The organism is Longimicrobium sp. (assembly GCF_036554565.1).
GTDB lineage: Bacteria > Gemmatimonadota > Gemmatimonadetes > Longimicrobiales > Longimicrobiaceae > Longimicrobium.
The window spans coordinates 1-8,271 of record NZ_DATBNB010000900.1 but is presented as its reverse complement, the minus strand read 5'-3'; the positions used below and the strand labels follow the sequence as shown (position 1 = coordinate 8,271).

The following is an 8,271-nucleotide window of genomic DNA, read 5'->3' as shown; positions in this document are numbered from 1 at the left end:
TGGACGAGGCGGCACTCGTGGATGCGCTGCGCGCCGGGCCGCTGGCCGGCGCCGGGCTGGACGTCTACGAGCACGAGCCGCGCATCCACCCCGGGCTCCTGGATCTGCCCAATGTGGTCCTGCTTCCTCACGTGGGCTCCGCGACGCTCGAGACGCGGACGCGGATGGCGATGCTGGCAGCGCGCAACGCCCACGCGGTGCTCTCCGGGCACCCCCCGCTGACCCCCGTACGATGACGACGGCGCTTCGGGAGCACGCCCGGGTGATCCTGGACGCGGCCGTCGCCGCGGCGGACCCGCGCGCCGCCGTCGTTCGCGCTCTCCAGCGCGAGGGGAGCCGCCTGCGGATCGGCGGAGAGCGGGAGATCGACCTGGCCGGGACCGACCGCGTGCTGGTGATCGGGGCCGGCAAGGCGGTCATCGGCATGGTGCGCGGCGCGCTGGAGGTGCTGGGCGACCTCATCGTCGCGGGGACGGTCACGACGAAGGATGGTTACGCCTCCGAACTGCCGAAGATCGAAGTTTGGGAGGCGGCGCATCCCGTTCCCGACACGCGTGGGCTGGCCGGGGCGGCGGATGCCCTGCGGCTGGCGCGCTCGGCGGGGCGGCGCGACCTGGTGCTCTGCCTGCTCTCCGGCGGCGCGTCCGCGCTCTGGCCGGCGCCGGTGACGGGCGTGGCGCTTTCGGAGCTGCGGGAGGTGACGGAGCGGCTGCTGCGCAGCGGCGCGCGCATCGGCGAGGTGAACGCCGTCCGCAAGCACCTGTCGCGCATCGGTGGGGGATGGCTGGCGCACGCCGCGGCACCGGCGCGCGTCGTTACCCTGGCGATCTCGGACGTGGTGGGCGGCAGCCTGAGCGCCATCGGCTCCGGCCCGACGGTGCCGGACGCCACGACGTACGATGACGCGCTGGACGTCCTTCTGCGCTATGAGGTTCAGGTTCCACCCGCCGTGCGCGCCCACCTGCAGGCCGGCGACGCGGGGGAGGTGCCGGAAACGCCCAAGGAGTTCGATGCCGCTTTCCTCCACGCCTCCGCGCACGTGATCGCCGGCAACGCCGACGCCCTGCACGCAGCCGTGGCCGAAGCGGAGCGCTTGGGCTACCACGCGCGAATCGTGGCCGACGACCTGCAGGGCGAGGCGCGCTCCGTGGGCGAGCAGCTGGGCCTCCTTGCCCGGAACACGCGCGCGGAGCGGCCGGACCGGCCCGTCGCGCTCCTGCTGGGCGGGGAGACGACGGTGACAGTCCACGGCCGCGGGCGGGGCGGACGCAACCAGGAGCTCGCGCTTTCGGCCGCCATCGACCTGGAAGGCGACGACGGGGTGCTGGTCGCGTCGATGGGCACAGACGGCACCGATGGGCCGACCGACGCCGCGGGCGGGTTCGCGGACGGGGGCACGGTGGCCCGCGGACGCGCCCGCGGGCTGGACGCGCGCGAGTCTCTGCGGCGCAACGATTCCCACACCTTTCTGCACGCCGCTGGAGACCTGATCGTCACCGGCCCCACGGGCACCAACGTCAACGACGTCGTCCTCGTTCTCGTCGATCCCGCCCCGTAATTCCCGCCATGGACCGGCGCCCAAACCCACCTGTGGCGCCTCCGACGCGCGTTGCTTTCAGGGTGTCCGCCCTGTAGCTTGTTGCCCTGTGGAAGCCGCTTCCGCACACACGCACCTCGCACTCACGAACTGCCTTCATCATGGCCGAATACAGCAATCTTCAGCTCGACGTCCAGGACCGGGTCGCAACGCTGTCCATCAACCGGCCCGACAAGCTCAACGCGCTCAACGAGCAGACCATCCGCGAACTGGGCCAGGCGATGGACGAGATCACGGCGCGCGACGACGTGCGCGGCGTGATCCTGACCGGTGTGGGCGAAAAGGGCTTCGTGGCCGGCGCCGACATCGCCGAGCTGGCGAAGATGGGGCCGGTGGACGGCATCGACGTCAGCCGCCTGGGGCAGCGCGTGTTCCGGCAGATCGAGCTTTCGCGCAAGCCGGTGATCGCGGCCGTCAACGGCTTCGCGCTTGGCGGCGGATGCGAGCTGGCGCTCGCCTGCCATCTTCGCATCGCCAGCGAAAACGCGCAGTTCGGGCTGCCCGAGGTAAAGCTGGGCATCATCCCCGGCTACGGCGGCACCCTGCGCCTGCCCCGCATCGTGGGCAAGGGCCGCGCGCTGGAGCTGATGCTGACGGCGCAGTTCATCAAGGCCGAAGAGGCGTACCGCATCGGACTGGTGAACAAGCTGGTGCGGCGCCCCGAGGCGGCGGAGGGCCAGGAGGCGCCCAGCCAGAAGGACGCGTTGATGGCCGAGGCTCGCCTCATGATGGCCACCATCATCGCCAACGGCCCCATCGCGCTGGGGCTGGCCATCGAGTGCACCACCCGCGGGATGGAGATGTCGCTGGACGACGGATTGGCGATGGAAAGCAACCTGTTCGGCCTGCTCGCCGCCACCGACGACATGCGCGAGGGGATGACCGCCTTCCTCGAGAAGCGCAAGGCGGAGTTCACGGGCCGGTAGAAGGAAAAGGAAGCCGATGAAGATGCGAATCGAGCCGACCTCGCGGGTGAATCGCCTGCTGCTGTCGTCGCCGCTGGGGCCGCTGTTCGTGGAGTACACCGACGAGGGGCTGAACGCCGTGCGGTTCTGGGAGCAGGGCGACCACCCGCCCGCCGGCACCCGCGTAGAGCCCGCGCGCGACGACCCGATGGGGTGGAGGATCGCCGAGCAGCTGCGCGAGTACTTCGCCGGTACCCGGCGCGACTTCGACCTGCCGCTGAGCGCCGAGGGCACGGAGTTCCAGCAGCGCGTGTGGGCCGCGCTCTGCGACATTCCGTTTGGGCAGACGCGCTCGTACGCCGACATCGCCCGGGCCATCCGCAGCAAGGCGGCGAGGGCGATCGGTCAGGCAAACGCGCGGAACCCCATCCCTATCATCGTGCCCTGCCACCGCGTGCTCTCGTCCGACGGGGGCATCGGCGGGTACATGGGTTCGGCCGAGGAGGGAGACGGCGTGGCGCTCAAGCGCTGGCTGCTGCGCCACGAGGGCGTGGAGCTCTGACCGGCGTGCGAGCACGATGTTTCCTTTTGCCGCTGAGAGTTTCGGGTTATCTTTGGCTGTGTAGGTTTTTCTCGTGACCGGGAGGGCACATGCTTGGAACTGGCATCTACACGCCCGCGGAAGCCGCCTCGCTCCTCAAGGCGCCTGCCGATGAGGTGCGCCGCTGGGCGTTCGGGTACTCGCGCGTTCGCGACGGCGAGCGCGTGCGCTACCCCGCGCTGATCCGCACCGAGCTTCCCGAGATCGAGGGCCAGCGCGCGCTTACGTTCATCGAGCTCGTGGAGCTGATGTACATCAAGGCGTTCCGCAAGGCGGGCGCGCCGTGGCACCTGATCGACGAAGCCGCGGGCGTCGCCGCCCGCATGCTGGACACCGGGCACCCGTTCGCCACGCGAAAGTTCTTCGCCGATCCGCACGGCATCTACGCGCTGCTGGACGACGTACAGGGCGACGAGTCGCTGGTGGCGCTGATGGGCCATGGCCAGCTCGCCTTTCAGCCCATCGTGCAGCCGTACCTGGGGCAGCTGGACTTCGACCCGGCCGACGTGCCCACGCGCTGGTGGCCGCTGGGCCGCGAGAACGGCGTGGTCGTGGATCCCCAGGTGTCGTTCGGGGCGCCCGTGCTCGCCGACGCGGGCATCCCCACGCGCACCCTGGCCGACGTGTACGCGGGCGAGCAGGAGTACGATGCGGGGCGGGCGCTGAACCGCGTGGCATCCATGTACCGGATCACCCCCGCGCAGGTTGAACGCGCCGTGCAGTTCGAGGAATGGCGGGCGGCGGCGTAACCCTGCTCTTCGATGCCCACCTGCCGCCCGGGCTGGTCGAAGCACTGACCGTCCTGGGCGAGCAGGTGGAGCACGTCAACGAGCTCTTTGCCCCGGCCACGCCGGACGAAACCTGGATCCGCTACGCCGGCGAGCGGGGGTGGTGCATCGTTACGCGCGACGTGAACATCACCCGCAAGGTGCACGAGGCGGCGGCGCTTCGCGAGCACCTGGTGGGAGCGTTCTTTCTGCTGCCGGGAAAGAACTCGCCGCGGCTCTGCCAGATCGTGCAGACGGTGATCAAGCACTGGCCCGAGATCAAGCGGCTGTCGCGCGAGCGCCGGCCGTTCCAGTTCCAGGTGGGCGAGCGCAGCGTTCGCCGCCTTCGCTGAGTACGCCTCTCACGCCTTCCCGCACCCACGCGCCGTTGTTCCTCCACCGCCTGCACCTGCGCAACTACCGGAACTTCGCCGAGCAGGTGCTGGAGTTTCCGCCGCAGGGCGCCGCCATCGTCGGCGACAACGGGCAGGGAAAGACCAACCTGCTCGAGGCCGTCTACTACCTGGAAATCTTCCGATCCTTCCGCGGTGCGCCCGACGAGCAGCTGGTTCGCTTCGGCGAGGACGTTTTTCGCACCGAGGCGCGCCTGGCCGACGCGCGGGGCGCGGACCGCTCGGTCTCGGCCGCGTTCGACCGGCGCGCGCGCAAGAAGAAGGTCACGGTGAACGGCGCCGAGCCTGACCGGCTGGGCGGCGCCCTCGGGCAGGTGGGGGCGGTGATTTTTTCGCCGTCGGACGTGGAGATCGTGGCGGGCGGGCCGGGCGGCCGGCGGCGCTTCCTGGACCTCGTCCTTTCGTTGGCGGAGCCCGGCTACCTGGGCGCGCTGCAGCGCTACCGGCAGACGCTCTTCCAGCGCAACACGCTGCTGCGCAAGGGCAGCCCGCGCGCGCTGGTGGAGGTGTGGGACGAGGGGCTGGTCACGGCGGGAAGCCGGGTCGTGGCGGCGCGGGACCGCTGGGTGGCCGAGCGGTCGAACAGCTTCGGCACCCACTACGAGCGCGTGGCGGGCGGGCAGCCGGGGCGGATGTCGTACGCGCCCTCCGCGCCCGAAATGGGCGAGGCCAAGGGTGAGGGGGAGATCGCGGGCGCCTTCCGCGAGGCGCTGGCCCGGGCGGCGGACCGCGAGCACCGCCGCGGGATGACGCTCGTGGGCCCGCACCGCGACGACCTGCGCTTCACCACGGAGGGCGAGAGCGGCACGCTGGAACTGCGCACCTACGGCTCCGGCGGGCAGCAGCGGACGGGCGCCATCGCCCTGCGAATGGTGGAGGCCGAGACCATCCACCAGGCGCGCGGCCGCGAGCCCATCATCCTGCTGGACGATGTGTTCGCCGAGCTGGACCCCGGCCGCTCGCAGCGCATCGTGGACTGGATCGAGGCCGAGGAGGGGGGGCAGGTGATCCTGACCTCCCCCAAGCCCACCGACTTCCAGTTGCGCGGTGAAACGCTGCCCCGCTGGAGCATCCGCGAGGGCGTCGTCGTCCCGGGATGAGGCGGGGGCGCGTACGCGGTTTCGTACGCGCGCGCGCGATGCTACATTGTACCTCCGTCCTGCACGCCCCAGATCCCCACGCCGTGAGCCGCAAGCGAGAGCCCAGCACCGGACAGCCCCAGGCCGTGGGCGACGTCCTTGCGCGCTACCTTACCCGCAGCGGGCTGGCGCCCAAGGTAGAGGCCGCCGCCGTGATCCCCGAGTGGGAGCAGCGCGTGGGCCCGGGGATCGCCGCCGTCACCGAGCCGCTGCGCGTTTCCGAGGGCACCCTGTTCGTGGCCGTCAGCACCAGCGCGTGGATGATGGAGCTGAACATGATGAAGCACGACCTGATGCGGCACGTGAACGCTGGCAAGAAGGACGGCCGCATCGAGCAGATCGTGTTCGTGATGTCCAGCGGCGAACGCCGGTAACAGCTCATCCGGACCGTGAACGTTCGGGTGGGCTTCGGTGTACTGAAACGGCAGCAGATTCCGACGATTCCGTCGTAGAAGCGCAAGAACCGCAACACGCAGAGGCCATGTCTATCAACGGCGCAGAGAGCGATTACAACGCTGGGCAAATCCAGGTGCTCAAGGGCCTGGAGGCGGTTCGCAAGCGCCCGGGCATGTACATCGGCTCCACCAGCGCGCGGGGCCTTCACCACCTGGTGTACGAGGTGGTCGACAACTCCATCGACGAGGCGCTGGCCGGCTTCGCCGACCGGGTAGACGTCACCATCCACGCCGACAACAGCATCACCGTGGTCGACAACGGCCGCGGCATTCCCGTGGGCATGCACCCCACCGAGGGGGTGCCGGCGGTGGAGCTGGCGCTGACGGTGCTGCACGCGGGCGGCAAGTTCGAAAACCAGGAGGGCGGCTCGTACAAGGTTTCGGGCGGCCTGCACGGCGTGGGCGTGTCGGTGGTGAACGCGCTTTCCGAGTGGCTTCGCCTGGTGGTGAAGCGCGAGGGGCACGTGCACGAGATGGCGTTCGCGCGCGGCGACAAGACGCAGGAGCTGACGGTTACGGGCGATACGACGGAGTCGGGAACCACCGTCACCTTCAAGCCCGACCCGCAGATCTTCGAAGAGACCACCTATTCGTTCGATACGCTCAGCAACCGCCTTCGCGAGCTGGCGTTCCTGAACAAGGGCGTGTTCATCTCGCTTTCCGACGAGCGGACGGAAGAGGGGCAGGAGACGCGGAAGGACGAGTACCACTACGAGGGCGGCCTGCGGGAGTTCGTGGAGCACCTGCGCGGCACCCGCAAGCCGCTGCACGCCGAGGTCATCTACATCGAGGCCAGCCGCCCCGAGGCCGAGATCGAGATCGCCCTGCAGTACGACGACGGATACAACGAGAACACGTTCACCTTCGTCAACAACATCAACACCCACGAGGGCGGCACCCACCTCACCGGGTTCAAGGCGGCGCTCACGCGTTCCATCAACGAGTACGCGCGCAAGTCCGGCCTGTTCAAGAAGGGCGGGCTCGACGCGCTCTCCGGCGACGACGTGCGCGAAGGATTGACGGCCGTCATCAGCGTCAAGGTGCGCGAGCCGCAGTTCGAGGGGCAGACCAAGACCAAGCTGGGCAACAGCGAGGTGAAGGGCGCCGTCGAGGCGGTGGTCAACCAGAAGCTCAGCGAGTTCCTTGACGAAACGCCGGGAATCGGCCGGGCGATCATCGAAAAGGCCATCTCGGCCGCCCGTGCGCGCGAGGCCGCCCGCAAGGCGCGCGACCTCACCCGCAAGAAGAGCGCGCTGGAAACGGGCGTGCTGCCGGGCAAGCTGGCCGACTGCTCGTCGAGCAACCCCGAGCTCACCGAGCTGTACATCGTGGAGGGCGACAGCGCCGGCGGCAGCGCCAAGCAGGGGCGCAAGCGGGAGTTCCAGGCCATCCTGCCGCTGAAGGGCAAGATCCTGAACGTCGAAAAGGCGCGTTTCGACAAGGTGCTGAGCAACGACGAGATCCGCGCCATCATTACCGCCATCGGCACGGGCATCGGCGACGACGAGTTCAGCCTGACGAACGCGCGGTACCACAAGGTCATCATCATGACCGATGCCGACGTCGACGGCAGCCACATCCGCACCCTGCTGCTGACCTTCTTCTTCCGGCAGATGCGGCAGCTGCTGGACGAGGGCTACATCTACATCGCCCAGCCGCCGCTGTACCTGGTGAAGAAGGGCAAGCAGGAGCACTACGCCTACAGCGACGCCGAGCGCGACACCATCCTGGCCCGCTTCAAGGGCGGCGACGGCGATGGCAAGAGCGAGCGCGGCATTCACGTGCAGCGCTACAAGGGTTTGGGCGAGATGAACCCCGAGCAGCTGTGGAAGACCACCATGGACCCCGACACCCGCACCCTGCTGCAGGTGACCATGGAGGACGCGGTGGAAGCCGACAGCGTGTTCACCCGGCTGATGGGCGAAGAGGTGGAGCCCCGCCGCCAGTTCATCGAAGAGAACGCGCGTTACGTCCGCTTCCTGGACGTGTGACGCCACGCGCTCTCGATGGTTGCGTCGAGGTTCGCGTACAGATATATTCCTTGTCGAGACGCGGCTCGGGTCCGCACCTGGGTTGCTCTCATTCCGAAGGCCCGCGCATGCGCGGGCCTTCGTGCATTCAGCCATGCTCTACTTCGCGTACATCGACGAGTTCGGCCACATCGGGCCGTACGTCAGCCGAGAACATTCCAAGTACAAGACGAGCCCGATCTTCGGATTGGGGGGTGTTCTCTTGCCCGCCGGCGATGTTCGTGGCTTCGGAGAGTTCTTCCTCGCGCACAAGGCCTGGCTTCTCGCCGATGAGATCCGGGCCAACCGCATCAAGGACCCTTCCTCCTGGGAGAAGAAGGGATCTGCCCTGTACACCACCAATAACTTTACGCGCTACCGACGG

Annotated in this window: 10 protein-coding genes; all 10 read left to right on the top strand. The window is 69.0% G+C overall.

The window, feature by feature from the left end; translation table 11 throughout:
• A partial coding sequence (locus tag VIB55_RS25175) for an NAD(P)-dependent oxidoreductase (RefSeq protein WP_331879454.1) occupies positions 1 to 236 on the top strand: 236 nt, incomplete at its 5' end.
• A complete protein-coding gene (locus VIB55_RS25170; RefSeq protein WP_331879453.1) occupies positions 233 to 1,558 on the top strand; it encodes a glycerate kinase in 1,326 nt (441 codons plus the stop codon). The genes VIB55_RS25175 and VIB55_RS25170, both read left to right, overlap by 4 nt.
• A gap of 140 nt (positions 1,559 to 1,698) precedes the next feature.
• Complete coding sequence (locus tag VIB55_RS25165) at positions 1,699 to 2,523, top strand: enoyl-CoA hydratase-related protein (protein WP_331879452.1); 825 nt, start codon at positions 1,699 to 1,701, stop codon at positions 2,521 to 2,523.
• Positions 2,524 to 2,539: 16 nt separating this feature from the next.
• Positions 2,540 to 3,064, top strand: coding sequence for a methylated-DNA--[protein]-cysteine S-methyltransferase (locus VIB55_RS25160; protein ID WP_331879451.1), 525 nt, complete (start codon positions 2,540 to 2,542; stop codon positions 3,062 to 3,064).
• 89 nt (positions 3,065 to 3,153) lie between these two features.
• Positions 3,154 to 3,852, top strand: coding sequence for a hypothetical protein (locus VIB55_RS25155; RefSeq protein ID WP_331879449.1), 699 nt, complete (start codon positions 3,154 to 3,156; stop codon positions 3,850 to 3,852).
• Positions 3,834 to 4,223, top strand: a complete 390-nt coding sequence (locus tag VIB55_RS25150) for a DUF5615 family PIN-like protein (RefSeq protein WP_331879447.1) — start codon at positions 3,834 to 3,836, stop codon at positions 4,221 to 4,223. Before VIB55_RS25155 ends, VIB55_RS25150 begins: the two co-directional genes overlap by 19 nt.
• 35 nt (positions 4,224 to 4,258) lie before the next feature.
• Entirely contained in the window at positions 4,259 to 5,383 is a 1,125-nt protein-coding gene (gene recF / locus VIB55_RS25145) for a DNA replication/repair protein RecF (RefSeq protein ID WP_331879446.1), read from the top strand.
• Between the two features lie 83 nt (positions 5,384 to 5,466).
• Positions 5,467 to 5,796, top strand: a complete 330-nt coding sequence (locus VIB55_RS25140) for a DUF721 domain-containing protein (protein ID WP_331879445.1) — start codon at positions 5,467 to 5,469, stop codon at positions 5,794 to 5,796.
• 107 nt (positions 5,797 to 5,903) lie between these two features.
• A complete protein-coding gene (gyrB, locus tag VIB55_RS25135; protein ID WP_331879444.1) occupies positions 5,904 to 7,868 on the top strand; it encodes a DNA topoisomerase (ATP-hydrolyzing) subunit B in 1,965 nt (654 codons plus the stop codon).
• A 133-nt stretch (positions 7,869 to 8,001) separates the two neighbouring features.
• Positions 8,002 to 8,271 (top strand): DUF3800 domain-containing protein (locus VIB55_RS25130; RefSeq protein WP_331879443.1); only part of this gene is annotated, 270 nt, incomplete at its 3' end.

Bases quoted from the DNA above. Each gene is read 5' to 3' on its own strand.
- VIB55_RS25150 (WP_331879447.1), top strand. From the start codon at position 3,834: ATGGCGGGCGGCGGCGTAACCCTGCTCTTCGATGCCCACCTGCCGCCC.
- VIB55_RS25155 (WP_331879449.1), top strand. From the start codon at position 3,154: ATGCTTGGAACTGGCATCTACACGCCCGCGGAAGCCGCCTCGCTCCTC.
- gyrB (WP_331879444.1), top strand. From the start codon at position 5,904: ATGTCTATCAACGGCGCAGAGAGCGATTACAACGCTGGGCAAATCCAG.
- VIB55_RS25165 (WP_331879452.1), top strand. From the start codon at position 1,699: ATGGCCGAATACAGCAATCTTCAGCTCGACGTCCAGGACCGGGTCGCA.
- VIB55_RS25170 (WP_331879453.1), top strand. From the start codon at position 233: ATGACGACGGCGCTTCGGGAGCACGCCCGGGTGATCCTGGACGCGGCC.
- VIB55_RS25160 (WP_331879451.1), top strand. From the start codon at position 2,540: ATGAAGATGCGAATCGAGCCGACCTCGCGGGTGAATCGCCTGCTGCTG.